Here is a 25,279-nt window from a genome sequence, read left to right on the forward strand (position 1 = left end):
AGAGACCCCAGCGGACAGGAAACGGCGCAGCCGGGGAAGGGAATCGGGTGGGCCGGGCACCGTGCACCAGGTGCCCGGCCTCGACGGTGACCAGGCGGCAGTCCGGGATCAGCCGGGCGAGTTCGGCGATCCGCTCCTGCGGGATGTGGCTGGCCGGGCCGCCGGCCACCGCCAGGGTGCGGGCCGTGATCCCCGCCAGCCCCGCCCGCCAGGCCGGGTCGGGGTCGTCGAGCTGGGCCCGGACGGCCCGGACCATCGCCCAGTCGAAGTGCACGTCCGGGTCCGGATCCTCGGGCAGCGCGCTCGCCGGGCGCGGGTACAGCGCGGGGATGTCCTCCAGGACCAGCCGGTCGATCCGCTCCGGCGCGGCCTGGGCGAGCAGGTAGGCGACGGCGCCGCCCATCGAGTGGCCGACCAGGTCGACGCGGGCGAGTCCGAGGGCGTCGAGGAAGGCCAGCACGTCGTCCCGCATCGCCTCCAGCGAGTAGGCGGCGGTGCGCGAGCTGCCGCCGTGGCCGCGCAGGTCGAGCGCGTACACGTGGTGGCCGGGGGCGAGCCCGGGCAGGACGGGTGCCCAGTCGGCGGCGCGTTCGCCGAGGGCGTGCAGCAGGACGAGGGGAGGACCGCCGGGGCGTCCGCTCTCCCGGTAGGCGAGCGTCACCCCGGGCAGGTCCACGGTCCGGTTCCGTACGGCGTCGGTCATGCCCGCCACGGTACGCACGGACCACCGGCTAGCGGACCGGCGTTCGCCCTCGGCGGATCGCGACCGGCTCGCCCTCGCGCTGCTCGCGGGCCGCGGCGCGGCCGGCGAACACCGAGGCGAGGACGGCGAGTCCGGCCACCGCGGCGCACACCGTGCTCGCCGTCAGGAAGGCCGAGCGGTGCCCGCCGCCGCCGGCGGTCTCCCGCAGGTAGACCCCGGACAGGGCCGAGATCGCGACGGCCGCCGCGATCCGCTGCGCCATCTGCAGGATCGCCCCGCTCACCCCGGCCGCCTCGGCGGGCGCGTGGCGCAGCACGAACGCCTGGTTGGTGGAGCCCATCAGTCCGACCGAGGCGCCGCCGAGCAGTTGCAGCAGCGCCAGCAGCCAGGGCAGGACGGCCGCGGGCGCCCAGTGCGCGAGCAGCCCGCTGAGCAGCATGGCGAGCCCCGAGCCGACCATCCCTGCGGTGACGGTGCGCCGGCCGTAGCGCTGGACGACCCGCCAGGCGAGCGCGGAGGCCGTGCCCATGGCCACGGCGGAGGGCAGCGCGACCAGCGCGGCGCCCATCGGGGACAGGCCGAGGCCGTCCTGCAGGAACATGGTCAGGACCAGCGAGGCCGCGAGCGAGGAGCCGAACTGGGCCATCGCGGTGGCCGTCCCGAGCGCGTACGGCGCGGAGCGGGTGAGGGCCGGGTGGATCAGCGGCCAGCCGCCGGCCCGGGCGTAGCGGCGCTGCCACCAGACGAGCGCGCCGAGCAGCAGCAGGGCGGTGGCCGCGAAGGCGAGCCAGCCGGTCCAGCCGGGCGGCCGGACGAAGGGCAGCATCAGGGCGAGGGTGAGCGCCCCGACCAGCAGCAGGCCGAGGAGGTCGAGGTTGGCGCCGCGCGCGCTGGGGCGGGGCTTCGGCAGGTGGCGGGCCGCCAGGACGACGGTGGCCAGCCCGAAGGGGACGTTGAGCAGGAAGGTCAGCCGCCAGCCGTTCTCGGGGCCGGCCAGGGCCAGCACGGCGCCGCCGATCGGCGGGCCGAGCGCGAAGGCGAGGCCGCCGGTGACGGCGTACATGCCGAGGGCGCGGGCCCGCAGCTGGCCGTCGAAGACGTCCTGGAGGGTGCCGATCATCTGGGAGTTGACCAGGCCGGCGCCCGCGCCCTGGAGCAGCCGGGCGGCGATCAGCACCCCGGGCTCGGTGGCGGTCGCGGAGACCAGGCTGACCAGGGTGAACAGGGCGAGGCCGGTGACGAAGAACCACTTGCGGCCCTTGACGTCGCCCAGCCGCCCGCCGGGGATCAGCGCGAGGCCGAAGGCCAGCGAGTAGCCGGCGACGATCCACTGGAGGTCGGCGGGCCCGGCGTGCAGGGTCTCGCGCAGGGCGGGGATGGAGGTGTTGAGGACGGACTGGTCGAGCAGCGTGGTGAAGCCGCCCGCGACGCAGACCAGTAGGATCCGGCGCCCGGCGGCGTCGAAGCGCTCCTTGGGCTTTCCGGATCCTCCGGGCTTTGTGCTGTCCTCGGACTTCCTGCTGTCCTCGGGCTCCCTGCTGCCCTCTGGCTTTCCGGGCTCCCCGGCTATCGGGTCGGCGGCGCTCACGGCTCGACCACCACCAGCGCGTACCGGGCCTCGTCCGGGCCGAGGCTGCGGAAGCGGCTGGTGACGCCGACGTAGCGCAGGCAGTCGCCGGGGCCCAGCGGCTGCGGCTCCCCGTCCACGGTCAGTTCCAGGTTCCCCTCGAACAGCCACAGGTGGTGCTCCCGGCCGGGCGTACAGGCGCGGTCGTAGGCGATGTCCGCGCCGGCCGGCAGCCGGCCCTCGATGATCTCCGCCCGCAGCGAGCCGTGCGGCGGCGAGACCGACCGGCGGACGAACCCGGTCGTCCCGTCCCGCCAGACCTGCTGCTCCCCGGCCCGCACCAGCCGGGCCGGGCCGGACTCCACCTCGGCGAGCAGCCGCGACATGGTCCGCCCGTACACGGCGCACAGCCGACCGAGCAGCGCGGCCGTCGGACTGACCTCCGCCCGTTCCACCCGGGACAGCGTCGAGCGGCTGACGTCCGCCAGCCGCGCCAACTCCTCCAGGGTCCATCCGCGTTCCAGCCTCAGCTCGGCGAGCCGTTGCGCCAACCGCTCGTCGGCGGCCGTGTCGATTCCCATATTCGCGATGCTATCCCGGATCTGAGATCATCTCACCGGGTCCGGGCCCACGACTCCGGCCGGCCGGCGCAGCCGGGACGGCGGGCAGGCGGCGGGCAGGGGGCGGGGCGGGCAGCGAGTGGCGGGCGGCGGGTGGCGCACCCCTGGGGAGGTGCGTCCGCCACCTCCGCCCGGTCTCCGGGGCTTGACGGGGCCTCGGCCCGAACGGGGCGCCGATCATATGATGTGCGGCGGATCGTGGCCGGTCGGCGGCCCGTGAAGCAAGGGGGACCAGCGTGTTCGGCATCATCAGACCGTGCAGGCACCGATTGTCGGAGCGCCTGCAGACTTCCTGGATGGCCCACCTGTGCGGGCTCTGCCTCGCACTGCGGGACGACCACGGGCAGCTGGCGCGAACGGCGACCAACTACGACGGTCTGATCATCTCCGTGCTGGTCGAGGCCCAGGCCGCCCGGGAGGACTCCTCCTGGCGCCGCACCGCCGGGCCCTGCCCGCTGCGCGGCATGCGGACCGCCTCCGTCGCCAAGGGCGAGGGCGCCCGGCTCGCCGCCGCCGTCTCGCTGGCACTCGCCTCGGTCAAGATCCGCGACCACGTCGAGGACCGCGACGGCGTCTTCGCCCGCCGCCCGGTCGCGGCCGGAGCCCGTGCCGTCACCCGGCGCTGGGACCGGCAGAGCGCGGGCAGCGCCTCCACGGTCGGCTTCGACACCGCGGTGCTGCTCGACGCGGCCTCCCGGCAGGGCGAGTTGGAGCGCTCGCTGCGGCCCGGCGGGTCCGTCCTGCTGGTCACCGAGCCCACCGAGACCGCCACCTCGGCCGCCTTCGCGCACACCGCCGTGATCGCCGGGCGCCCCGGCAACGCCGCCCCGCTCGCCGAGGCCGGACGGCTGTTCGGCCGGCTCGCCCACCTCCTCGACGCCGCCGAGGACCAGGCCGCCGACGCGGCCTCGGGCGCCTGGAACCCGCTGACCGCCACCGGCACCGACCGCGCCGAGGCCGAACGGCTCTGCCGTGACGCCGTCCACGGCATCCGGCTCGCGCTGCGCGAGGTCGAACTCACCGACCGCACCCTCGTGCACGTGCTGCTCGCGCACGAGACCGAGCGGGCGGTGGAGCGGGTCTTCGGACCGGCCCGGCACGGGGCGGCCTGCCGCCGCCCGGACGCGGCGGGCACCGCCACCGGCGAGCACCCGCACCAGGCGCCGCCGCAGCAGACGCCGCCCGGCCAGGCGCCGATCCCGCCGTGGGTGCCGCAGGGCCCGGGGTTCACGCCGCCCGGCCAGAAGCCGCCGAACCCCCGCAACCTGCTCGCCGGGTGCGCGATGTGGGCGCTGATGGCCTGCACCTGCCAGCTGCTCTGCTGCGACCACGAGGACCCGTTCAGCCGCGAGCGCCGCGAGGGCTTCTGCGTGCGGAACGACTGCGAGTGCGGTGACTGCGGCGGCTGCGGCGACTGCTGCCAGTGCTGCGACGGGGACTGCTGCGACGGGTGCGACTGCTGCTCGTGCGACTGCGGCTGCAGCTGACCGGTCAGTCCCTCCGGTCGGCGCCGCCCTCCCGCTCCCGACCGCCCACCACCGGCCCGGGGTGCCCCCGCAGCACCCCGGGCCGGTCCGCGTTCCGCTCCTGCCCGGCCTCCCCGCGCCGCCAGAGCGGCAGCACGGCCACCGGCAGCACCGCCACCGGACCCGGCCCGGCGCACTCGGGCGCCTCGGCGCACTCAGGCATCGCGCCCCGCCGCCTTCCGGTCCACCACCAGCGAGTCCTCCAGCCGCGCCAGCAACCGCCGGAACCGCTCGGTGTCCTGCTCCGTCATCCGCCCCTCGGGCGACGCCCCCGGCCGCTCGGCCGCTCTCTCGTCCATGCGCCCGAGGCTAGGCGGTGGCGATCAATGGGCGATAAACGCGCGTTCGGGCGAAAAGCACTCGCCCGGTGCGGTTCGGCCGGGAACCGCCGCCCCGCATGGCGTCCCCTCCGCACCGCCGGCACCGCCGACACCATCGGCACCACCCGCTGCCGCCCGGCACCGCCCGAGGCCGAGGCCGAGGCCCAACGACGGCCCGTACGCGGCGGTCGCCACGGGCGACGGGGTGCGCTCGGCCCCCCGGCCCCGTCGCCCCCTCCCCCGACTACCGCCCCGGCGCCGCGGCCAGCAGCAGCCGGGCGGCCTCCCTCGCGTCGGCGGCGGCCGTCGGATCGCCGTGGACGGCCGCGCTGGTGATCGCCCCCTCGGCCAGCAGGGTCAGGTGGACGGCCGTGGCGGACGGGGCTCCGGCGGCCCGGGCCAGGCCCGCGAGGTAGCTCCCGAACTCCGCCTTGTGGTGCCGGGCGGCGGCCACCACCGCGGGGCTGACGGCGCCCAGTTCGCCGAGCGAGTTGACGAAGGCGCAGCCCCGGAAGCCGGGTTCGGCGAACCACCGGCCGAGCCAGTCGTAGACCGCGAGCAGTTGCTCCCGCGGGTCGCCGCCGGTGCGCGAGACGTACTCGGCGAGGCTCGCCCGCCAGCGGCCGTCGCGGCGCAGCAGGTAGGCCTCGACGAGCTCGCCCTTGGACGGGAAGTGCTGGTAGACGCGGCGCATGGTCATGCCGGAGGCGGCCCGGACGGCGTCCATGCCGACCGCCTGGATGCCCTGCCCGTAGAACAGCTCCTCGGCCGCGTCGAGGATTCGGGTCCGCGGGTCTTCCTGCTCCATCTGCCGTGCCCTTTGCGTGAGAACGATGATTCTCCTATCGTATCCAGCAGAGTGAGAACGATCGTTCTCACCGGTGGAACGCCCATTCCGAGGAGCATCCATGCCCGAGACCGGCACCGAGCAGCGCCCGCCCCTGCCCCCGTTCACCGAGGAGACCGCCCGCCGGAAGGTCCGGGCCGCCGAGGACGCCTGGAACACCCGCGACCCCCGGCGGGTCGCCCTCGCCTACACCCCGGACAGCCGCTGGCGCAACCGCTCCGAGTTCCTCGCCGGCCGCGAGCGGATCGCCGACTTCCTCACCCGCAAGTGGCAGCGCGAGCTCGACTACCGCCTGATCAAGGAACTCTGGGCGCACGACGGCGACCGCATCGCGGTCCGCTTCGCGTACGAGTGGCACGACGGCGACGACCGCTGGTACCGCTCCTACGGCAACGAGAACTGGGAGTTCGACCGCGACGGCCTGATGGCCCGTCGGCACGCGTCCATCAACGACCTGCCGATCACCGCCGAGGAGCGCCTGTTCCACTGGCCGCTCGGCCGCCGCCCGGACGACCACCCGGGCCTCACCGAACTCGGCCTCTGAACCGCCCCGCCACGGGGGCACGGCACTCCCTCCCGCTGTTCCACGGCTGTGACACGGCGCACATCCGCCGCTGACCTCGCACTGCGAGGCTCCTGGTCGAAGGCGAACAGCACACAAGGGGGACCAGGAAGATGTCCGTGCGCAACAGCTCCGTGCGAAACCGGTTCGGCACCACCGCGGCGATCGCGCTGATGGTCGGCGTCGGCGCCGTCCTGGTCTCCGCCTGCGGCCCCGAGAACGGCGACTCCGCCCCCACCGCCGCTCCGACCGGCGGCGCCGCCCCGGCCGGTACCGCCCCCGGGGCGGCGTCGCCGGGAACGGCCGCACCCGGCTCCTCCGCCCCCTCCGGCAGCGCCGCGCCCGGCGGCGGCAAGGAGGTCAACGGCACCTCGGCCGCCAACCACCTGACCATCTCCACCGGCACGGCGACCGTCGCACTGAACGGCACCACCGTCGACTTCGGCACCGTCGTCCGGGACCTGGCCTGGTCCCCCGACGGAAAGAAGGCCGCCTTCGTCAACGGCAACGGCGACCTGATGACCGCCAACCCGGACGGCACCGGCAAGGTCGTCCTCGCCAGGAACCCCGGCGGCGAGACCTGGTCCCACCCCACCTGGCAGCACGCCACCGCCGACCCGAGCGTCACCGCCGGCGGCGACGCGCTGGATCGGTTCGCCGCGATCGTCTTCACCTCCGACAAGGGCGGCACGCTGCGGCTGGAGAAGGTCCCCACCAAGTCCCCCGGCGCCACCCCCGAGGTGCTCACCCCGCACATCTCCGAGGGCGGCGGCGATCCGGTGCCGCAGCCGCCGCAGACCGGCAACACCTGGGCCAACGCGGGCGGCCACCGGGGCGAGATCGTCTACGCCAACACCCCGACCAACGAGGTGTACCTGTACGACGACTACATCCGCCCGGCCACCCGGGACCTGGGCAAGGGCTCGCAGCCGGCCCTCGCCCCGGACGGCGAGCACCTCGTCTTCGTCCGCTCGGTGAACAGGCACGACCACCTGTTCACCCGCTCCACCCGGATCGACCAGAAGGCCGAGAAGGACCTCACCCCGTCGGCCACCACCGACTACACCCAGCCCGCCTGGTCCCCCGACGGCAGGACCATCGCGGTCCGCACCCCGGACGGCATCAGCACCCTGCCCGCCGACGGCTCGGCCGCGCCGACCCAGGTCTCCACCGTCAAGGGCCTGCCCTCCTACCGGCCCTGATGCCGGCTCGGTCGGAGCGGCGGCCACCGGTACCGGACCGAGACGCCGTTACCGGAACCTGATCCTCTCGACGGACGGCCGAGACCCGTTCCACACAAAAGTCTGACGTCCCGCGCCTAGCGTTCCGGACATGCCGAAGACACCCGTAACCCCGACCGGAACACCGACCACCCGCCGCGCACTGCCCCGCAGGCTCGCCGCCGTGGGCGCCCTCCTGCGGAGCGCGACCACGGCGGCGGTGCTGCTGCCGAACACGGCCCTCGCCGCGGAGCGGGAGACCGTCACGACGCACGCCGGCGCCACCACCGCGCAGGAGCGCGACCTGGTCGACGCCTACTGGACCCCCGCCCGGATGAAGCTGGCGGGTGCCATGGTCCCCGAGATCACGCCCGTGCCCGAGGACGACAACACCCCCGACGACCCGCGGCCGCTGCCCGCGGACACCCTTGACCCCGGGGCCGTGTGGACCCACGGCGGAGCGGTGACCCGCAGCGTCGGCCGGCTCTTCTTCACCTTCTCCGACGGCTACGACGGCAGTTGCACCGCGACGGTCGTCGCCGGCGCGAACCGCAGCACCGTCGTCACCTCGGCCCACTGCCTGCGGGGGGTCGGGGCGCCCGCCGCCGCCGACACCTGGAACCACAACCTCTACTTCGTGCCCGGGTACCGCAACGGGACCAAGCCGCTCGGCGGCTTCAGCATCAGGACCATGGCCACCTCCTCCCGCTGGGACTCCGCACCGAGCGGGACCGGGTCGGACGGGGTCGCCGTGGCCGGCCACGACGCCGCGGTCCTGGTGGCGAACCGTTCGGCCGAGGGGCGGCGGGTCGCGGACGTGACCGGCAGCCAGCGGATCGCGTTCACCCCGCCCGTCGAGGGCGAGTTCGTCCACTCCTTCGGGTATCCGAAGGACCGGCTGAACAACCCCGACGGCAAGTACACCGGTTCGCGCCTGATCCACTGCGCCGGACCGAGCCGCCCCGGACCCAAGGCCCCGCTGCTGTGGGGCGAGCCCTGCGACATGTCGCACGGGGCCAGCGGCGGCCCCCACTTCACCGGGTTCGACCCCGCCACCGGGACCGGCACCCTCGTCGGCGTCACCACCACCTCCGAGGAACTCGCGGGCGGCCCGGCCGGCACCTCGTACGCCACCCGCCTCGGTGACGGCGCCCGCCGCCTCTACGACTGGGCGCAGACCCGGGCGGTCTGACCCCCGCGGCCCCGAACCCGCCCGGCCGGCAGCTCCGCCGGCCGGGCCACCGGGGCCGCACGGGCCACGAGAGCTACCGAGGCTTCGCCAACTCGGCTCGCAGCTCGGCCAGGTGCTCGTCGGCCGACTCGTGCGGCAGGAACTCGACCACGTCGAGGAAGCGGAACAGCACCCGGGTCCCGGTGACGGCGTACTCGTAGTCGCCGAACCCGACCACCGCGCCCGTGCCGCCGCGCGCCGCGCCCCGGACGGCGGCCGAGGTCAGCTCGTCCGCCGTGTCCCCGGTGCTCGCCCGCCGCCGGGCGTTGGGGCGCGCCAGGTACGGGCAGACCATGGCGGCGTAGAGCATGCAGGACCGGTGGCCCGGGCCCTCCATGGTGGGCGCGAGGTTGCGGTACGGCTGCCCGGCCGCGAGCGCCCCGGCGATCGCCGCGCTCTCGGCGGCGCCGACCACCCGCCACACCGGTCCGCGGTCCATGAACCGCCCGCACACCGAGCACCGCCGCTCCAGCGCGCAGTCGGCGCTGCGCCCGTAGTCGGTCAGCGCGAACTGCGGGACGTCGCCCTGCCACGGCGTGATCGCGGGCACCGGGTAGCCCCGCCCGTCCCGGGGCCGCGCCCCCACGCCGTCCGGCACCGGCACAAGTTCGAATCGCACGCCCCTATCGATACCAGGGACGGACGCCGCGGGTCGACCCCGGCCGCCCGCCCGGCCGCCCGCCCGGGGGGGCCTACCGCTCGCCCTCCTGAGCGAGCATCACCTTCCGCAGCAGGTCCGCCAGCGTGCGCCGTTCCTCCTCGGAGAGCACTCCCAGCAGCCGCCGCTCCTCCCGGCCCACCACGTCCAGGGCCTCCTGCCAGGCGGCGCGTCCGGCCTCGGTCAGCACGATGTCGACCTTCCGGCGGTCCTCCGTGGACGGCGTGCGCAGGACGAAGCCGCGCCGTTCCAGGGTCTCCAGCCGGCCGGTGACCGAGGCGGGGGCGAGGTTGAGGTCGGCCCGGAGGTCGGAGGGGGCGGCGTGGCCGCCGCGGCCGGCGAGCACGTGCAGGGTGTCGAACTCGTGCTTGTGCAGGCCGTAGTCGGCGACGCCCTGTTCGCGGACCCGGCCGAGGTGGCGGGTGAGTCGCGACATCCGGGTGACGGAGGCCTCGATGTCCGGGTCGAGGCCGGGCAGCACCGGCTGCCAGCGGTCGAGGTGGCCGTCCGTCCAGTCCCGGGCCTCCGTCCGGTCACGGCTGTCCGTCCGGTCGCGGGGCGCAGTGGGCTGCTCGGGAGGGTGCTCGGCCATGGGAGGAGTCTACAAACCGCAGCAGAAACAACGGCGCAAAAATATTCGTTGCCGAAATTTCGGCAGCGAAATACAGTGCGGCGCGTGACACGACACCCCTTGAACCTGAGCGGCTTCCGCCTGCTCTTCGTCGGACGGACCCTCTCCACCCTCGGCGACTCCGTCGTCCCGGCCGCCCTGGCCATCGCCGTCACCCGCGCCACCGGCTCGGCCGCCGCACTCGGCCTCGTCCTGGGCTGCGCGATGGTGCCGAGACTGCTCCTGCTGCCGGTCGGCGGCGTGGTCGGGGACCGCTTCGACCCGCGTCTCGTCGCCCTCACCACCGACCTGGTCCGGGCCGCCGCCCAACTGCTGGTCGGACTCGAACTGCTCGGCGGGAACCCGGACCTGGCGCACGTCGCGCTCGCCTCGGCGGTCGGCGGCACCGCCTCCGCCTTCGCCATGCCCACCGCCTCCCCACTGGTCGCCGCCACCGTCCGGGGCGAGCTGCGACTGCGCGCCAACGCCCTGCTCGGCTCCGCCACCGCCGCCGCCCGGCTCGGCGGCCCGGCCCTCGCCGGACTGCTGGTGTACACCGCCGGGCCCGGCTGGGCGTTCGTGCTGGACGGCGCCTCCTTCGCACTGAGCGCCGCGCTGCTGACCCGGCTCCGCATCGACCACGTGCCCGGCGAACCGCGCTCGCTGCGCCGGGACCTCGCCGAGGGCTGGAGCGAGGTGCGCTCCCGGGACTGGTACTGGACCAGCCTGATCGCCCACGGGGTGTGGAACGGCGCGAGCTCCGTGCTGCTCACCCTCGGCCCGCTGATCGCCGCCACCCGGCTCGGCGGGGACGGCGCCTGGGTGGCGCTGACCCAGGCGGGCGCGGTGGGTCTGCTGGCCGGCTCGCTGATCGCCGGACGGCTGCGGCCCCGCCGTCCGGTGCTGGCCGGGAACCTCGCCCTCGCGCTGTACGGGCTGCCGCTGCTCGCGCTCGCCCTCCCGGCCCCGGCGCCGCTCGCGGTGGCCGCACAGGCGGTGGCGATGGCCGGGCTGGGCTTCCTCAACCCGGTCTGGGAGACGGTGGTCCAGCAGGAGTTCCCGCCCGGGGCGCTGGCCCGGGTCACCTCGTACGACTGGCTGCTGTCGCTGGCCGGCGCCCCGCTCGGGTACGTCCTGGCGCCGTTGGCCGCCGACACCTGGGGCGACCGGGTGCCGCTGCTGGCGGTGGCGGGGCTGGTGACGGCGGTCTGCGCGGGCACGGCGGCGGTGCCCGGCGTCCGGCGGTACGGCGCCCGGCAGGCCGCCGGAACCGCGCCCGCGCCCGGGCCGGCGACCGAACGGCCACCGGCCCGGACCCGGGCTCACGATCGGGCTCGGACCCCGGATCAGGAGCCGGACCAGGCCCGGGAACAGGCCCCGGAACAGGACCGGAGCCCGGAACAGGACCCGGCCGGGATCAGGGCCTGACCGCCGCCGTTCAGTTCCAGATGCCGGTGATGTCCGCGGCGGAGGCCGCGTTGCCCGCGTGGCCGGAGGCACCGGCCAGGTCCTCCAGGGTGCGCAGCACGTTGTAGTGGTTGTAGGTGGTGGCGCTGCTGCTGCCGGGCGTCACGTGGGCGCCGTAGATCACGGTCGGGATCCGGTTGCCGGACAGCTTGTTGTCCTCGTCGAAGGTGACGACCAGCAGGCTGTTGTGGGTCTGCGCCCAGGTGGCGTACGCGCCCAGGTTGTTCTTGATCCAGGTGTCGCCGGTGCCGACCGAGCAGTCGTGCATGTCGCTGCAGAGGTTCGGCACCACGAAGGAGACGTTCGGCAGGGTGCTGTAGTCGGCCGGGAACTGGGCGAAGGTCTTGGCGGAGCCGAGCGGGACGTTGCCGAAGCCGAACCAGGGGTTGTGCTTCTGGGCGTAGCTGCCGCTGCTGCACACGGTGCTGCCCTGGCTGGGCAGGGACTCGTTGTAGCTGCCCCAGGTCTTGCCGGCGGCGATCACCTCGGAGGCGAGGTTGGCGGCCTGGAAGCCGCCGACCGTCACACAGCTGTCGTCGACGGTGCCCTGGGTGGAGCCGGAGAACAGCGCGTAGTAGTTCGGCTCGCTCGGGTGGGTGATGCCGAAGGACTGGGTGAGGTTGGCCCCGCCCGCCTTCAGGGTGTTGTTGATGTACGGGGCGCTGCTGCTGCCGATGACCTGGGTGTAGGCGTGGTTCTCCATCACCACGACGACGATGTGGTCGGGCGTGGGCAGCGCGGCGGCCTGGGCGGTGGTGGCGGTGGCCGCCCAGAGGCCGGCGGAGGCGGCAAGCAGGGCGACGGCGGAGCCGATCGCGGTCGCGGTGCGGCGGGAGCGGGCGCTCAGGGCCTTCGTGGACGAAGTCATGACAATTCCTCGGGTGGAAGACGGCCCGGCGAGCCGGGCTCGGGACGGGAGGTGCCTGCCGCCGGTGTGCGGCGTCCGGGGTGCGGCGCCCGGGTACGACCGGGCGCAAAGCGCCCGAACAGCATCGGGCGCGGAGTTCGACGCGGGTAGACGACGGCAGGTGAAACCTTGGCCCCGGCGCGGGAAACGAACGGTGCGGCCGCCGACCGCCGCATCGACAACGCGAAATGCGGGCGAACCGGTTCACATTGCCACGGACCGCCCGGGCCGGTGATAGTGATCTTCGAACGACGCGGTCCGACGCCGCGTCAGCTCACGAGAGAACCGAGGAACATGGCGAAGACCAGCCTTCTGCGCCCGCTCGCGGTGGCCGCCGCCGGCGCCGTCCTGGTGGCGACCGGTGCCCTGCCCGCCGCGGCCGCCGGCCAGGACACCACCGCCGCGACCGCCCCCGACCTCGCCGGTGTGCGCGCCGCCCTCCAGGCCACCGTCTCGGCCGGCGCCCCGGGCGCCTTCGCGGTGATCCGCGACCACGACGGCGGCGACCGGACCCGCTCGGTGAACGTCGGCCTGGCCGACCTGGACGGGACCCCGATGAACTCCTCGTGGAGGTTCCGGGTCGGCAGCAACAGCAAGATGTTCACCGCCGTTCTCGTGATGCAGCTGGCGCAGGAGGGCCGGATCGACCTCGACCGGCCGCTGCGCGACTACCTGCCCGCGGGCACCCTCCCGGAGGGCTGGACCATGACGGGCCGCCAGGTGCTGGAGCACCGGGCCGGGATCTTCGACCACACCAACGACCTGCTGGAGCAGGCCGGCGAGGAGACCACCAGCGCCTTCGAGGCCCGCATCCGCAGCACGGTCTACGACCCGCGCGAGCTGGTCGCGATGTCGGTCAAGCACGGCCTGCAGTACACCCCCGGCACCCGCTACTCCTACTCCAACACCGACTTCGTGCTGATGGGCCTGGCGGTCGAGCACCTCACCGGCCGGCCCTTCCCGGAGGTGCTGAACGAGCGGATCATCCAGCCGCTCGGCCTGCGCAGGACCTCCTTCGTGGTGCCCGACCAGGCGATCCGCGGCGCCCACGTCACCGGCTACCTCACCAACGACGACCGCACCAAGCCGCTGCTGAACTCCACCGAGCAGAACGGTTCCTGGGTCTGGGCCGCCGGGGCCGTCATCTCCACCGCCGAGGACCTCGACCGCTTCCTCACCGCGCTGACGGCCGGCGACGACGGCGGGCTCGTCTCGACCGCCTCGCTCCAGCAGATGACCGCCGCCCTGCCCACGCCCACCGCGAAGATCTCCTACGGCCTGGGCCTGCGCCGCATCTCGCTCTCCTGCGGGGACGTGTACGGGCACGGCGGCATCGTGCAGGGCTTCAACAGCCAGTCCTTCACCACCCCGGACGGTCGGCGCAGCGTGGTGGTCTTCGCCAACGCCTCCAACAACGGCTCGGTGACCCAGGGTCTGATGAACACCCTGGAGCCGGCCTTCTGCGGCAAGCAGCCCACCGTCGCCCCGCGGACGGCCTTCGCACCCGCCTCCGCACCGGCCTCGGCCCCGGTCGACCCGCTGCCGGTGGTGGAGGACACCCGGATCTGACCGGTCCCACCGGTCCCACAGGTCCGACCGGCCGCTCCGGCCCGCGCGCCCGCCCGCTTCCGTTGGGACCGGAGGCGGGCACGGGCGTTTCCGGGTGCGGCCGACCGGCTCCGGGCACCACCGGCCGGGCGCCTCGGGAGAACCGGTCAGTGCCGGGCGCCCGCCGCGCGGGGGCCCTCCGCGCTCAGGTCGGTGAGCGCCTCGGTCAGCAGCTCGCGGGCCTCCTCGGCGCGGCCCTGCTCGATCAGCGCGGTGCCCAGTTCGGTCAGCGTCTTGGTCATGCTGTCCGGGCGGCCCACCGCCTCGAAGTGCACCAGGGCCTGCCGGTAGGCCTTCTCGGCGGCCGGCCAGCGCCTCAACGCCGCGCGGTCCAGGCCGAGTTCGTGCGCGGTCATGGCCGCCAGCAGGTGCATCAGCGGCGAGGACCAGCGCTCCACCAGCTCCAGCGCCCCGGCCAGGGCCCGCCGGCGCGAATCCACCGCCTCCTCCGCCCGGCCGGACTCCCGCAGGCAGTTGGCGGCGCCCCGCAGGGTGACCAGCCGGCCGATCATCGCCGAGCGGCTGGCGAGCTCGGCGAAGGCGTCCGCCGCCCGCTGGAAGGCGTCGGTCGCCTCCCGGTGCCGCTGGAGGTGGCGCAGGCCCGAGGCGAGGTAGGTGAGCGCCCAGCCCTGCTGCTCCCGGTCGCCCACCGCGAGGGCCAGCTCCAGCCCCTCGGTGGCCAGTTCGATGCCGCGCTGGTAGCGGTGCAGGCAGGTGATGTACGTCCAGGCCAGGTAGTTGACGTGCACCGCCTCCACCCGCTGGTCCCCGGTCGCGCGGGCGGCGTCCGCCGAGAGCTGGAACACCTCCGCCCAGATGCCCCAGCTCAGCAGCCGGTCGGAGAACCAGTGCATCGCCTCGGCGGTGTCCACCACCTCCCGGTAGCGGCCGGCCAGTTGCGCCTGGTGCAGGGCGGCCAGCCACTCGGGGTGCTCGTACTCCAGCCAGGCGGCCGCCTCGGTGAGGTGCGGGGGCGCGCCGCCGCCGGTGCCGGCCGCGTCCGTGGCGTGGTCGGGGTCGAACCGCAGTCCGTACTCGGCCGCCCGGCCGAGGATCCAGCGGCCGGCCCGGGTGCGGGCCTCGGCCAGCTCCTGGCCCGTCTCGTCGGCGGTCAGCCGCTCGCCCGCGTAGAGCCGCACCAGGTCGTGCAGGCGGTAGCGGTCCGGGGTGGCCGCCTGCATCAGCCCGGCGTCGACGAGCTGCTCCAGCACCAGCTCGGTGCGGGCCGCCGACAGGCCCGCGTAGGCCGCGGCGATCTCCGCGGTGAAGTCCTGCCCGGCGGTCAGCGCGCAGCGGCGCAGGACCAGTTGGGACTCGGCGGGCAGTCGCCGGTAGGACAGCTCGAAGGCCGGGCGGACGGCCAGGTCGCCGGTCTCCAGCAGGTCCAGCCGGTTCTCCTCGGCGGTGAGCTGGCGCACCAGGTGGGCGACCGGCTGCTGCGGGCGGGCGACCAGGCGCTGCCCGGCGATCCGCAGCGCGAGCGGCAGGTAGCCGCAGAGCCTGGCCAGCTCGGCGGTGGCGTCGGGCGCGGCCTCGATCCGCTCGCGGCCGGCGATCCGGGCCAGCAGCCCGGCCGCTTCCGCCGGGGAGAGCACGTCCAGGCTCAGCCGGTGCACCGACTCCAGGCCGGGCAGCACGTTGCGGCTGGTCACGATGGTCACGGCCGGGCCGGAGCCGGGCAGCAGCGGACGCACCTGGCCCTCGTCGGCGGCGTTGTCCAGCACCAGGACGAGCCGCCGCTCGCGCACCAGCGCCCGGTAGAGGCCGGCCCGCTCCTCCGTCCCGGCGGGCACCGCGGCGTCGGCCACGCCCAGGGCGCGCAGCACCTGGCCGAGCGCGTCCCGGGCGGGCAGCGGCTGCGAGGACATGCCGCCGAGGTCCAGCGAGAGCTGGCCGTCCGGGAAGCGCGGGGCCAGGACGTGGGCGGCGTGCAGGGCGAAGGAGGTCTTGCCGAGGCCGGGCTGGCCGCTGACCAGCACCACGCGCGGGTGGGCCGGCCGCTCGTCCTCGGCCAGCCGGGCCAGCAGGGCGAGGGCGTCCTCGCGGGCGGTGAAGTCGGCGATGTCGCGGGGCAGCGCGAGGGCGCTCTGGCCGGTCCCGGCGGCGGGCACCGCCGGGGCCGCGGCGCGCGGCACGTCCGTACGGGCGGCGGCCTCGTGCGCGGCCGACCGGAGGGGCCGGGCTCGGCCCCCGGCGGGCGCCGAGCCCGGCCGCACCCCGCGCGGGCGTCCGGACTGCGCGGCCCGGTCCAGCGCCTCCGCCTGCACGCCGTCCAGCCCGAGCGCCTCGGCCAGGGCCCGCACGGTGCGCCGCTGCGGGCCGCGGGTGCGACCGCGCTCCATGTCCCCGAGGGCGCGCAGGCTGACCCCGGCGGCCGCGGCGAGCTCCTCCTGGGTCAGACCCGCGGCCACCCGGTGCCCCGCCAGCAGACAGCTGAACCCGTTCGCGTCCGTGTCCGTACCGCCCCCGGCCGCCATGCCCCGCCCCCACTCACTCGGTCCTGCGCAGTTCCGCACTTCTGCCTGGAGTCGCCTCCGGCGGTTCGTTCCAGGCAGAAGTATGCCCGGGCGGACGGATTCCTCCCAGTCGCCCCTCCCTCAGGATATCCGCCCAGGTCAGGAGGGATGCGTGCGGACGGGGCGACGCAGGCGGGGGCGGTTGCGCGGGAGCGGACCGCCGATAGTTCCGCCTGTGGTTCCGCCGGCCGATCAGCGGTTTTCCGCCACGGACGGCCGGTCTCCGGCGGCGGTTTCCCGCCGCCGGGGCGGCCGGGGCAGGGCCCGGCGGGCGACGGCCCTACACCAGGCGTCTCGCCTCCGCGCCCTCGACGGTGCGGCCGAGGGCGTCCAGCAGGTCGGCGAGCAGGCCGTGGGAGCGGGCTTCGAGCGCCGGGTCTCCGACGGTGCGGCCGAGGGCGACGGCGAGCCGGGCCGAGGAGAGCGCGGCGTCCCGGCGGCCGAGCGCGTGCAGGGCGCGGGCCCGGCTGTGGGTGGCGAGGACGGCCTCGGCGCCGCCGGAGCGGGCGGTGGCGGCGCGCACCGCCTCGTCGGCGTGGCGCAGGGCGGGCCCGGGGTCGCCGGCCAGGACGAGCGCGTCGGCGAGGTCGGTGAGGGCGCGGACCAGCAGGTGGTCGGTGGCCGGGGTGCGGGCGGCGGCCACCAGGTCGCCGAGCATGGGCACCGCCCGCTCGTACCGGCCGGTCCGCAGCAGCGCGGCCGCCACCCGGCTGCGGCAGCGGTGGCGCAGCGCCGCGTCGCCGGCCCGGTCGGCGGCGTCGACCGCCCGCTCCAGCTGGTCGGCGGCGGTGCGGTGGGCCCCGCGGTCGACGTGCAGGACGGCGAGGTCGGTGCCGAGCCGGGCGACCGCCGCCTCGTCCCGGTCCGCGTGCGCGGCGCGCAGCCCGGCCTCGACCACGGCCCGCCAGTGCGTCCGGTCGTGGCCGGTGGTCTCGTACAACCGGCCGACCCGGTGGGCGAGTCGCCAGGCCGCGGTGGGCCGTCCCTTCTGCTCGGCGCAGAGCACGACGGCGCGCAGGGCGCTCTCCTCGCGGCGGAACCAGGCCGCCGCCGACCCGCTGCCCCCGGCCTCCGCGCCCCCGGCCTCCGCCCCCTCGCCCGCCCAGTCCGCGGTGACGTCCAGGTAGTGGGCGATCAGCCGGTCGAGGGCCAGGTACCGCTCGTCGCAGGCGAGTTCGGCGGCCTGCGCGGCGGCGTGGCGGCGGACCAGCTCGCGCCGGGCGTACCGGCCGGGGCTGGTCTCCTCCAGCAGGTGCACGGCGTCGAGCCGGGTCAGCAGGGTGCGGGCGGTCGCGGGCGGGAGGTCGGCGAGGGCGGCGGCGGTGTCGGTGCCGATCTCCGCGCCGGGGTGCAGGCCGAGCAGGGTGAACAGCCGGGCGGCGTCCGGGGCCAGCGCGCGGTACGTGCGGTCCAGCGCCGTGGTGAGGCCGAGCGGGCCGCGGTCGGTGCCGGCGCCGGCGCCGGAGAGCGCGGCCAGGCCGGTCTGCTCGTCGGCGAGTTCGGCGGCGAGGTCGGCCGCGGACCAGTCGGGCCGGGCGGCGAGGCGGGCGGCGGCCAGGCGCAGCGCGAGCGGCAGGTGGTCGCAGCGCTCGGCGAGTTCGGCGACGGCCTCCGGCTCTCCGGCCGTGCGGTCCGGGCCGAGGATGCGGGCGAGCAGGTCGGCGGCCTCGTCGGCGCCGAGCGCGCCGAGCGGCACCGGTATGCCGCCGGTACGGACCAGCAGGTGGCGCAGCCGGCTGCGGCTGGTGACGATCGCGACCGGGGCGGGTTCGCTGTCGGTGGCCGGCGGGTCGGGCAGCAGCGGGGCGAGCTGCTCGTAGGAGGCGGCGTCGTCCAGGACGACCAGCATCCGCCGGCCGCCGATCAGTTCGCGGTAGTGGCGGGCGCGGTCCTCGGGTTCGGCGGGCAGCGCGTCCGGGTCGACGCCGAGGGCGGTGAGGAGCTCCCCGAGCACCTCACCGGGTTCGCGCGCCCCGTCCGGGTCGAAGCCGCGCAGTTCGGCGCGGAGGACGCCGTCCGGGAAGTAGGCGTCGCCGCGCCGGGCCGTCCACTGCCGGACCAGGCTGGTCTTGCCGACCCCCGCGGGCCCGGTGACCAGGATCGGCCGGCCGTCCCGCGCGGCGGGCAACACCTGGTCCAGCCGGGCGAGTTCGACGCTCCGGCCGACGAACCGGCGGTCCGCGGCGGGCCGGGCGCCGGCCAGCTCGCCGGCCCGGCGCAGTTCGGGGCCGGGCGGCCAGCTGAGCCGGGCCACCGCCCGCTCGTAGCGCTCCCGCGCCTCGGCGCTCCGCCCGTCCTGCTCCAGGCAGCGCACCAGCCGGGCGGCCAGCGGCTGCCGGGCGGGGTGGCCGTCGGCGGCCTCGTCGAGTTCGGCGGCCAGCTCGCCGCCCCGGCCGGCCCGGAGCAGGCCGTCGGCCAGGAGCTCCAGGGCGCGCAGCCGCAGGTCGGTCAGGTACGGGAGGGTCCGCTCGCGCAGCAGGGCGGAGCCGCAGTCGGCGAGCGCCGGACCGCGCCAGAGGTCCAGCGCGGCGCGCAGCAGGGGCAGTGCCCGGTCCGGCGCGGCGCCCCGCGGCGGGCCGGCGGGCTCGGGGAGCAGCACGCCCGCCTGCTCGCAGAACCGGGCGAAGCGCAGCACGTCGATCCGGTCGGGCTCACCGGCCAGCAGGTAGCCGGAGCCGCGGGTGTCGAGTTCCAGTCCGGGGCCGTCCAGCAGTTGGCGCAGCGCCGCGACATGGCCCTGCAGGGCGGCCCGCGCGGTGGGCGGCGCGCAGCCCTCCCAGACCAGCTCGATCAGCTCCTCGGTGGCCACCGTCCGGTTCAGCCGCACGGCGAGCGCGCTCAGCAGCGCCCGGCGCTTGGGCGCCGAGGGCGTCACCGCCGTCCCGTCCTCCCGCCGCACCACCACCGGTCCGAGCAGATCGATGTGCACGCGCCCGTTCCCCTCCCCCGTCCTCGACTCCCCGGCCCGACCGAGGATAGGGCCGGTCAGGCCCTTCGCGCCGGTCCGGGGCCGTCCTCGGGCACCGTACCGCGCGGGTACGACACGGCGCCCCGGCCGGACCGAGGGGTACGACACGGCGTTCCGGCCCGATCCCCCGCCGGCGCAACCATCCGCCGCTCCCGACGCGTCAACCGGGGGCAGGGACAACCGACCGACATGACCGGACATCTTCTCGCACTACACTGCTCCACCCCGAGGGCCGATGGCCGCTTCGGGACGTGATGCGCGGTTCTGCGGTGAAGTGGGGGTACTGGTGCGGATTCGGCTGCTCGGGCCGGTGGAGTTGCGGATCGGGGCAGGCGGCTTCACGAGCGTGGCGGGCGCGCAGCGGCGGGCCGTGCTGGCGCTGCTGGCGCTGCGGCTGGGGCACCTGGTCACCGTGGACCAGCTGTGCGAGCTGCTGTGGGACGAGCAGCCGCCGCCGAGCGCGCGGGCGGCCGTGCAGGGCCACGTCGCCGCGCTGCGCAAGGTGCTCGCCGGCACCCCGTTCGAGCTGCACACCCGGGACTCCGGCTACCTGCTGGCCGGGCCGGCCGACGAGGTGGACGCGCTGCGCTTCGAGGAACTCACCGGCGCCGCCGACCGGCAGGCCGGCCACGGCGACTGCGCCACGGCGGTCGCGCTGCTGGAGGGGGCGCTGCGGCTGTGGCGCGGCGAGGCGCTGGCCGACCTGCCCGACACCCCGCTGCGCTCCGCCGCGGTGGACCGGCTGCGGCAGTCCCGCACCGCCGCCCTGCTCCGCTGGGCCGGGCTGCGGCTGGGCCAGGGCGCCGGGGCGTCGGCCGTGCCGCTGCTGGAGCAGGGCGTCCGGATGGACGGGCTGCGCGAGGAACTGGTGGCGCTGCTGATGCGCTGCCTGCACCAGGCGGGTCGGCCCGCCGAGGCGCTGACCGCCTACCACCGGGCCCGGATGCGGCTCGCCGAGGAGCTGGGCATCCACCCCGGCCCGGCGCTGCGGGCGGCGCTCGCCGAAGTGCTGGCCGACGACCGCACGGTGGAGCCGCCGGCCGCCGCTCCCCCGGCCGCCGAGCCGGCGCCGCAGGCCCCGCCGGTCCCGCCGGTCCCGCTGGTTCCGCGCCAACTGCCGCGTCGCCACCCGGACTTCGTCGGCCGCGCCGGCGACCTGGCCCGTCTCGACCGGGCCTGCGGGCCGGGCCCCGACGGGGGCGGCCGGACCGGGGACGGCCCGGTGCTGGTGGTCGGCCCGGCCGGGGTGGGCAAGAGCGCGCTGGTCACCGCCTGGGCGCACCGGGTCGCCGACCGCTTCCCGGACGGCCTGCTCCACGCCGAGCTGCACGGCCTCGCCCCGGACGGCCCGGCCCGGCCCGAGGCCGTCCTGGCCGGCTTCCTGCGCGCGCTCGGCGTGCCGCGGGACGGCATCCCCGCCGGGCGCGCCGCCCGGGCGGCGCTCTACCGCGAACGCACCGCTGGCCGGCGGCTGCTGGTGCTGCTGGACGACGCCGCCGACGCCGACCAGGTCGCCGACCTGCTGCCCGCGGGCCCGGCCGGCACCGCCGTGGTCACCGGCCGGGGCGCACTGGAGGGCCTGGTCGCCCTGGAGGGAGCGACCCTGCTGCGCCTGGCCGCACTGCCCGAGGACGACGCCCTGGACCTGCTGGAACGCGCGCTGACGCCCGAGCGGCTGCGCGCCGAGCCGGAGGCCGCCGCCCGGCTCGCCGGGCTCTGCGACCGTCTGCCGCTCGCCCTGCGGATCGCCGCCGCCCGGCTGGCCGCCCGGCCGGACTGGACGATCTCCGAGCTGGTCGCCGAACTCGCCGACGAGCGGACCGGGCTGGCCGCCCTGGACGCCGACGGCACGCTCTCCGTCGCGGGCCGGCTCCGGCTGACCCACCGCCGGCTCTCCGAACCCGCGGCCGAACTGCTGACCGTCCAGGCCGCCCACCCCGGCCGCGAGCTGGACCCTTCGGCGAGCGCCGCGCTGCTCGGCAGCGACACCGCCACCGCCCACCGGGCGCTCGGCGAGCTGACCTCCCACCACCTGCTCACCGGCACCGCCCCCGGGCGCCACGTCCGCACCGACCTGGTCCGGCGCTACGGCGCCGGGCTGCTCGCCGAACGGCCCGAGCGGCACCGGCGGCTGCTGCGCGAACGCCTGGCCGACCACTACCTCACGGCCCTGCGGCACTGCGGGTCCTTCCTCGACCCCGGACAGGAGGACACCGCCCCGCCCGCCGGCCCGGCGCAGTCCCTGCCGGCCGCCGTCGACATCCGCACCGCGCTCGACTGGTTCGACGCCGAGGAGCCGGCGCTCTCCGCGCTGGTCGCCTCCCCCGACACCGACCCGGCCCGCGCCTGGCGGATCGCGCTGACCTGCGGCTCGCTCTACTACGGCGCCGGCCGCTTCACCGACTGGCTCGCCTGCGCCCGGCTCGGGCAGGCGGCGGCCGAACGGTGCGGCGACCCGGTCGCGCTCGCCCTGCTGCTCAACTGCCGGGCGCAGGCCCTGGTCGCGCTGGAACGCCGGCAGGAGTGCGCGGAGGCGGCCCGGCGGGCGGTGGCCGCCGCCGAGTCCGGGACCGGGCCCGCGGCCGTGTCCGCGCACGTCCGGGCGCTCGCCACGCTGGCCATGGTCACCGCGATGCTCGGCAACGGCGCCGAGGCCGAACGGCTGGCGGCCGGCGCCACCGCGCTCGCGCTGGAGTCCGGCGACCGCCGGCGGCTGGTCGACGCCAAGGTGCACCAGGGCTGGGTGAGCCTGGCCGTCGGGGACCGGGAGGGCGCCCAGCGCCGGTCCCGCGAGGCCCGGGAGCTGCTGCCGGCCACGCCCGTCACCCAGGTCCACCTCTGGTCGCTGCTGACCGAGGCGCAGGCCCTCCCGCCGACCGTCCGCGACGTCGCCGCCGACCTCGCCTGGCACCGGCTGCTCGCCGCGTGCGAGGAGGCCGGCCTGCTGTACCTGCACGCCGTGGCCGAACAGTCCTACGCCGCCCACCTGTCGGCCCGGGGCCAGGAACCGGAGGTGGGTGCCAGGCTGCGCTCGGCGCTGGAGCGCTTCCGCTCGCACGACCGGCGCGCGGGCTACCGGAGCGGGTTCACCAGCGGCCTGGAGGCATCGCTCAAGCTCCGTACCGGGCGGCGGCCGGCGGACGACTGACCCGGGCGGCGGCCGGCCCCGGCGGAGGCCGGCGGGCCCGTGCCGCCCGACGGGACGGCGGCCCGGTCAGCCCGCGGCCGAGGCGGCCCCGCGCTCCGTCGGGGCGTACCCGTGCTCCGCCGCCAGCACCGGGCGCAGCGCCCGGATCGCGTAGAAGTTGCGGGACTTGACCGTCCCCGGCGGCACCCCCAGCCGGGCCGAGGCCTCCAGCACCGAGCGGTCCTTGAGGTGCAGCTCGACCAGCACCTCGCGGTGGTGCTTCTGCACCCGGCGCAGCGCCAGCGCGATGTCCCGGGCCACCACCACCCGCTCGTAGGGGTCGTCGGCGACCGGCCGGTCCTCCATCGGCTCGCCGATCACCTCCTTGGCGCGGGCGGCGGCCATCCGGTAGTGGTCGATCGCGATCCGGCGGGCCACCGTGAACAGCCAGGGCCGGCTCGCCTCCGGCCCGGCGGACAGCGCCTCCGGGTGCTGCCAGGCGCGCAGCAGGGTCTCCTGGAGGATGTCCTCGGCCTTGCCGCGGTCCCCGCCCGTGGCCCGCAGCAGCGCGCGCAGCAGGTAGCCGCCGTGCAGCCGGTGGATCTCGGCGAGCGTGTCCGGGTCGAGCGTCGGACGGGCCGGGGCGGTGACGCCTTCCGGCGCGTCCGCCGGACCCTCGGACGACGGGGTGACGGACGTGGGCTGGGCGACGGACGGCTTCGACACGCGCTACCTCTCAGGTCGGGCAGGGGCGCAGCACGGGCAGGGCGTGCTGGGCAGCGACCGGACATCCCCCGGCGGTGGCTGCAACAGCACACTGCCGGAGGCCGCCAAGTCCGCACCAAGGCAGCACCAACGCCCCCGCCCGGGGCACTCGGACCGGTCCCGGGTGCCACCGTTGGCGGGCGCCGACGACTGTTGGCCGGTCGTTAGCGGCCGTGAGCCGCGGCGCCCGCGCCACCGCCCGGACGGCGCCCCCACCGCCCCGGGCCCGGCGGTGTCAGCCCCCGCCGAGCGCCCGGAGCAGCTCCTGCACCCCGTCCTCGCCCCGGTGCTCGATCAGCACCGCGACCCAGCCCGTCAGCCGCTGCCGCTCCGCCGCCGACCACTGCGGGGCCGACGGGTGCTCGTCCACCACCAGCGCCGTCGCCATGTCCAGCAGCGCCGTCGCGGGCCGCGGCCACCACCGGCCCTCCGGCACCACGCGCAGCGCCATCCTCCGGGCGACCGCGATCACCTCCTCCGCCTCCGCCTCGGGCACCGCCAGCGCGGCCGGCCCGTCCGCGCTCGGCGCCCCGGCCCGCACCAGGGCCGCGACGAACTCCCGCGCCTCCGGCCCGTCCGCGGCCATGCCGCGTCCCTCCCCCGTCCCGTTCACGGGACTCACGCTCCTTCCGACTCGGTGGCACTCGGCAGGCGCCGGGTGCCACCGGATGACGGTACCGATCGGTAGCCGGTGGGGCGGAGGGTTTTCCGATGCGGACCTCCCGATGCGACCAGGGTGCTCCGTGCACCCTGCCCCGCTCAACGGGCCCCCCACCGAGGGCGGTTCAGTGAACCGGAGCGGCGCCTTCAGCCGTACTCCCGGCTGTACGGGCCGGCCGGACCGGAGGCACCGGTCCGGCGCACCCTGGACCGGGAGGTCATCCGATGGCTTTCTCCGACGGCACCGCGGGCGCGGGCAGCACCACCCCGGCCGCACCCGACTACTCGCCCGCCGCCTGGCCCGAGCCGGTCGCCCTGCTGCCCCGGCGCCCGCTCGACCCGCTCGGCACCGTCCTCATCCCGCCCGCCGAACGGCAGCTGTTCACCCGCGCCCAGACCGCCGAACCCCCCTCGGCGGCGCCCTCGGCCGTCCCGCCGGCGGAGCCGCCGGCCCGGCACACCGACACCGGCGCGGCACCCGGACCGCTGCCCGAGCCGCCCGCACAACGCCCCGGCACGGACCTCCCGCGCGCCCTGCGGCTCGTCCTGCCCGGCGGCGGGGAGGCACGGCGGCGGCGCCTGGTCGAACGCGTCCGGGTGCCGCTGCGGGCCTGCCACCGGATCGCCGTCCTGGGCGGCCCCGCCGAGGGGGCCGCCGCCGTCCTCGGCGCCCTGCTCGCCGAGCACCGGGCCGACCCGGTGCTCGTCCTGTCCACCGCCGGGCCCGCCGGGAGCGAGTGCCGTACCGGCGGCCGGCTCGTGCTGCGATCCGTACGACCCGACCCGGCCGCCGTGCGGGAGGCCCTCGACGAGGCCCGCGGCCACTACCCGGTCGTCCTCGCCGACACCACCGACGCCCCGGCCGAGGCCCAGCTCGCCGCCGTCGACCGGGCCGACCAGCTGATCCTCTGCGCCCGGGCCAGCGCCGACGGCGCCCGCACCGCCGAAGACCTCCTCGACCACCTCACCGCCCTCGGCCACGAGCAGCTGGCCCGCGGGGCGACCGCCGTCTTCACCCCCGCCCCGCCCACCGACCGCCCGGTCGCCGGCCGCGACCTCCTCCTCCACTTCCGCACCCGCTGCCGCGGCGCCCTCGCCCTCCCGCTCCCGGGCCGCCCCCAGGCGGCCCCCGCCGCCCTGCGCCCCCGGGCCCGCCTCGACTACCTCGAACTCGCCGCCCTCGTCGGCGACGCCATGGCCGAACGCCGGGGCTGAGCGGGGCCGCAGAGGGAGCGACCCACCGGACGGGCGCGGGCCGAGCCGCTCCCCGGCCTCCCGGCGGGCGCCGGGGGGACGGGAGGGCGGGGGGGGGGAGGCGATCCGCCGCAGGGCACCGCCTCGCCCACTCCCGAGGTGGCCTTCCCCCGCGGTCCCCGCCGGGAAGCCCGCGTGGCCGG

At 76.6% G+C, this 25,279-nt stretch carries 21 protein-coding genes; 8 read left to right on the plus strand and 13 right to left on the minus strand.

Annotation, left to right across the window (positions count from 1 at the left end; translation table 11 throughout):
• From ACFVGO_RS10360 to ACFVGO_RS10370, 3 genes are all read right to left on the minus strand, one after another.
• Window positions 1-703: alpha/beta fold hydrolase (locus tag ACFVGO_RS10360; RefSeq protein ID WP_380631351.1), on the minus strand; the 703-nt coding region annotated here is incomplete at its 3' end.
• A gap of 28 nt (window positions 704-731) precedes the next feature.
• Window positions 732-2,291 (minus strand): MFS transporter, encoded by a 1,560-nt coding sequence (locus tag ACFVGO_RS10365; RefSeq protein WP_380631353.1) that lies wholly within the window; start codon window positions 2,289-2,291, stop codon window positions 732-734.
• On the minus strand, window positions 2,288-2,851 hold the full coding sequence (locus tag ACFVGO_RS10370; protein WP_380631354.1) for a helix-turn-helix domain-containing protein: 564 nt from the start codon (window positions 2,849-2,851) through the stop codon (window positions 2,288-2,290). The genes ACFVGO_RS10365 and ACFVGO_RS10370 overlap by 4 nt, the downstream gene beginning before the upstream one ends.
• 275 nt (window positions 2,852-3,126) lie before the next feature.
• On the opposite strand from ACFVGO_RS10370, the gene ACFVGO_RS10375 reads away from it, so the two are divergent.
• Window positions 3,127-4,377 carry a DUF5685 family protein gene (locus tag ACFVGO_RS10375; protein WP_359899382.1) on the plus strand — a complete coding sequence of 417 codons (1,251 nt, stop codon included), beginning with the start codon at window positions 3,127-3,129 and terminating at the stop codon, window positions 4,375-4,377.
• A gap of 4 nt (window positions 4,378-4,381) precedes the next feature.
• On the opposite strand, the gene ACFVGO_RS10380 is transcribed toward ACFVGO_RS10375, so the two are convergent.
• The 3 genes from ACFVGO_RS10380 to ACFVGO_RS10390 all read right to left on the minus strand — a co-directional run bounded on the left by ACFVGO_RS10380 (window position 4,382) and on the right by ACFVGO_RS10390 (window position 5,544).
• Window positions 4,382-4,579, minus strand: coding sequence for a hypothetical protein (locus ACFVGO_RS10380; protein WP_359899384.1), 198 nt, complete (start codon window positions 4,577-4,579; stop codon window positions 4,382-4,384).
• Window positions 4,572-4,715 carry a hypothetical protein gene (locus ACFVGO_RS10385; RefSeq protein WP_359899386.1) on the minus strand — a complete coding sequence of 48 codons (144 nt, stop codon included), beginning with the start codon at window positions 4,713-4,715 and terminating at the stop codon, window positions 4,572-4,574. The genes ACFVGO_RS10380 and ACFVGO_RS10385 overlap by 8 nt, the downstream gene beginning before the upstream one ends.
• 265 nt (window positions 4,716-4,980) lie before the next feature.
• Entirely contained in the window at window positions 4,981-5,544 is a 564-nt protein-coding gene (locus ACFVGO_RS10390) for a TetR/AcrR family transcriptional regulator (RefSeq protein WP_380353783.1), read from the minus strand.
• A gap of 100 nt (window positions 5,545-5,644) precedes the next feature.
• On the opposite strand from ACFVGO_RS10390, the gene ACFVGO_RS10395 reads away from it, so the two are divergent.
• The 3 genes from ACFVGO_RS10395 to ACFVGO_RS10405 all read left to right on the plus strand — a co-directional run bounded on the left by ACFVGO_RS10395 (window position 5,645) and on the right by ACFVGO_RS10405 (window position 8,557).
• A complete protein-coding gene (locus tag ACFVGO_RS10395) occupies window positions 5,645-6,127 on the plus strand; it encodes a DUF1348 family protein (protein WP_380631356.1) in 483 nt (160 codons plus the stop codon).
• 137 nt (window positions 6,128-6,264) lie between these two features.
• Window positions 6,265-7,347 carry a hypothetical protein gene (locus ACFVGO_RS10400; protein ID WP_380631357.1) on the plus strand — a complete coding sequence of 361 codons (1,083 nt, stop codon included), beginning with the start codon at window positions 6,265-6,267 and terminating at the stop codon, window positions 7,345-7,347.
• A gap of 130 nt (window positions 7,348-7,477) precedes the next feature.
• The gene (locus tag ACFVGO_RS10405; protein ID WP_380631359.1) at window positions 7,478-8,557 is read left to right on the plus strand and encodes a trypsin-like serine peptidase; all 1,080 of its coding nucleotides are present in this window, start codon (window positions 7,478-7,480) and stop codon (window positions 8,555-8,557) included.
• Window positions 8,558-8,630: 73 nt separating this feature from the next.
• Here the strand turns inward: ACFVGO_RS10405 and ACFVGO_RS10410 are convergent, their stop codons facing one another.
• On the minus strand, window positions 8,631-9,215 hold the full coding sequence (locus tag ACFVGO_RS10410; RefSeq protein WP_359899395.1) for a hypothetical protein: 585 nt from the start codon (window positions 9,213-9,215) through the stop codon (window positions 8,631-8,633).
• 73 nt (window positions 9,216-9,288) lie between these two features.
• A complete protein-coding gene (locus ACFVGO_RS10415) occupies window positions 9,289-9,846 on the minus strand; it encodes a MarR family winged helix-turn-helix transcriptional regulator (RefSeq protein ID WP_380353771.1) in 558 nt (185 codons plus the stop codon).
• Window positions 9,847-9,930: 84 nt separating this feature from the next.
• Here ACFVGO_RS10415 and ACFVGO_RS10420 point away from each other — a divergent pair, with 84 nt between their 5' ends.
• The gene (locus tag ACFVGO_RS10420; RefSeq protein ID WP_380631360.1) at window positions 9,931-11,292 is read left to right on the plus strand and encodes an MFS transporter; all 1,362 of its coding nucleotides are present in this window, start codon (window positions 9,931-9,933) and stop codon (window positions 11,290-11,292) included.
• A 10-nt stretch (window positions 11,293-11,302) separates the two neighbouring features.
• On the opposite strand, the gene ACFVGO_RS10425 is transcribed toward ACFVGO_RS10420, so the two are convergent.
• Complete coding sequence (locus ACFVGO_RS10425) at window positions 11,303-12,199, minus strand: alkaline phosphatase family protein (protein WP_359899401.1); 897 nt, start codon at window positions 12,197-12,199, stop codon at window positions 11,303-11,305.
• A gap of 333 nt (window positions 12,200-12,532) precedes the next feature.
• Between ACFVGO_RS10425 and ACFVGO_RS10430 the strand changes: the two genes are divergently transcribed.
• Window positions 12,533-13,807, plus strand: a complete 1,275-nt coding sequence (locus ACFVGO_RS10430) for a serine hydrolase domain-containing protein (protein ID WP_380631361.1) — start codon at window positions 12,533-12,535, stop codon at window positions 13,805-13,807.
• Between the two features lie 146 nt (window positions 13,808-13,953).
• Here the strand turns inward: ACFVGO_RS10430 and ACFVGO_RS10435 are convergent, their stop codons facing one another.
• Both ACFVGO_RS10435 and ACFVGO_RS10440 read right to left on the minus strand, forming a co-directional pair.
• Window positions 13,954-16,323, minus strand: a complete 2,370-nt coding sequence (locus ACFVGO_RS10435) for an ATP-binding protein (RefSeq protein ID WP_380631362.1) — start codon at window positions 16,321-16,323, stop codon at window positions 13,954-13,956.
• A gap of 319 nt (window positions 16,324-16,642) precedes the next feature.
• On the minus strand, window positions 16,643-19,291 hold the full coding sequence (locus ACFVGO_RS10440) for a BTAD domain-containing putative transcriptional regulator (protein ID WP_380631364.1): 2,649 nt from the start codon (window positions 19,289-19,291) through the stop codon (window positions 16,643-16,645).
• Between the two features lie 325 nt (window positions 19,292-19,616).
• Here ACFVGO_RS10440 and ACFVGO_RS10445 point away from each other — a divergent pair, with 325 nt between their 5' ends.
• Window positions 19,617-22,478, plus strand: coding sequence for a BTAD domain-containing putative transcriptional regulator (locus ACFVGO_RS10445; protein ID WP_380631365.1), 2,862 nt, complete (start codon window positions 19,617-19,619; stop codon window positions 22,476-22,478).
• Between the two features lie 66 nt (window positions 22,479-22,544).
• Here the strand turns inward: ACFVGO_RS10445 and ACFVGO_RS10450 are convergent, their stop codons facing one another.
• Together ACFVGO_RS10450 and ACFVGO_RS10455 are read right to left on the minus strand one after the other, a co-directional pair.
• Entirely contained in the window at window positions 22,545-23,183 is a 639-nt protein-coding gene (locus ACFVGO_RS10450) for a sigma-70 family RNA polymerase sigma factor (RefSeq protein WP_359899411.1), read from the minus strand.
• Window positions 23,184-23,457: 274 nt separating this feature from the next.
• The gene (locus tag ACFVGO_RS10455; RefSeq protein WP_359899413.1) at window positions 23,458-23,835 is read right to left on the minus strand and encodes a hypothetical protein; all 378 of its coding nucleotides are present in this window, start codon (window positions 23,833-23,835) and stop codon (window positions 23,458-23,460) included.
• A gap of 272 nt (window positions 23,836-24,107) precedes the next feature.
• Between ACFVGO_RS10455 and ACFVGO_RS10460 the strand changes: the two genes are divergently transcribed.
• On the plus strand, window positions 24,108-25,097 hold the full coding sequence (locus ACFVGO_RS10460) for a hypothetical protein (protein WP_380631366.1): 990 nt from the start codon (window positions 24,108-24,110) through the stop codon (window positions 25,095-25,097).
• The last annotated feature ends 182 nt before the right edge of the window (window positions 25,098-25,279 follow it).

Source organism: Kitasatospora sp. NPDC057738, assembly GCF_042798815.1.
In the GTDB taxonomy this organism is placed as follows: domain Bacteria; phylum Actinomycetota; class Actinomycetes; order Streptomycetales; family Streptomycetaceae; genus Kitasatospora; species Kitasatospora lactacystinica.